The organism is Curtobacterium sp. 9128 (assembly GCF_007673775.1).
Lineage (GTDB): Bacteria > Actinomycetota > Actinomycetes > Actinomycetales > Microbacteriaceae > Curtobacterium.
In genome coordinates this window covers 1-1,367 of sequence record NZ_VEAF01000012.1, presented here as the reverse complement: position 1 = coordinate 1,367, position 1,367 = coordinate 1, and the positions used below count along the sequence as shown (strand labels likewise).

Sequence of the window (1,367 nt, the reverse complement as noted above, 5' to 3'; positions counted from 1 at the left end):
CGGTACGCCGGACTCGAACGTGGACGGGACGCCGGACTCGAACGTGGACGGCAGCCCTGAGGGTGGCCAGGACGGTACCCCGGACTCGAACGTGGACGGGACGCCGGACTCGAACGTGGATGGCACGCCGGACTCGAACGTCGACGGTAGCCCGGAGGGTGGCCAGGACGGTACGCCGGACTCGAACGTGGATGGCACGCCGGACTCGAACGTGGACGGCACGCCGGACTCGAACGTCGACGGCACGCCGGACTCGAACGTGGACGGCACGCCGGACTCGAACGTCGACGGCAGCCCCGAGGGCGGCCAGGACGGTACCCCGGACTCGAACGTGGACGGCACGCCGGACTCGAACGTGGACGGGACGCCGGACTCGAACGTGGATGGCACGCCGGACTCGAACGTCGACGGTAGCCCGGAGGGTGGCCAGGACGGTACGCCGGACTCGAACGTGGATGGCACGCCGGACTCGAACGTGGACGGCACGCCGGACTCGAACGTCGACGGCACGCCGGACTCGAACGTGGATGGCACGCCGGACTCGAACGTCGACGGCAGCCCGGAGGGTGACCAGGACGGTACCCCGGACTCGAACGTGGACGGCACGCCGGATTCGAACGTGGACGGTAGCCCGGAGGGTGGCCAGGACGGTACGCCGGACTCGAACGTGGACGGGACGCCGGACTCGAACGTGGACGGCAGCCCGGAGGGTGGCGAGGACGGTACCCCGGACTCGAACGTGGATGGCACCCCGGATTCGAACGTGGACGGTAGCCCGGAGGGTGGCCAGGACGGTACGCCGGACTCGAACGTGGACGGGACGCCGGACTCGAACGTGGACGGCAGCCCTGAGGGTGGCCAGGACGGTACCCCGGACTCGAACGTGGACGGCACGCCGGACTCGAACGTGGACGGCAGCCCCGAGGGCGGCCAGGACGGCACGCCGGACTCGAACGTGGACGGCACGCCGGACTCGAACGTGGACGGGACGCCGGACTCGAACGTGGATGGCACGCCGGACTCGAACGTCGACGGCAGCCCGGAGGGTGGCCAGGACGGTACCCCGGACTCGAACGTGGACGGCACGCCGGACTCGAACGTGGACGGCACGCCGGACTCGAACGTGGACGGCACGCCGGACTCGAACGTGGACGGCACGCCGGACTCGAACGTCGACGGCAGCCCTGAGGGTGACCAGGACGGCACCCCGGACTCGAACGTGGACGGCACCCCGGAGGGTGGCCAGGACGGCACGCCCGACTCCAACGTCGACGGCACCCCGGACGGTGACCCTGTGGGTGACATCAACGGTGCTGGTGCGAATGTGAGTGCTGGTGCGTCGGTGTCGGCGTCGGCGGATGCTGATG

General features: G+C 70.4%; 1 pseudogene. It reads left to right on the top strand.

Going from position 1 to position 1,367, the window contains the following annotated elements:
• Nucleotides 1-1,367 (top strand): annotated as a pseudogene (locus tag FS641_RS18225) (hypothetical protein); the annotation flags it as partial.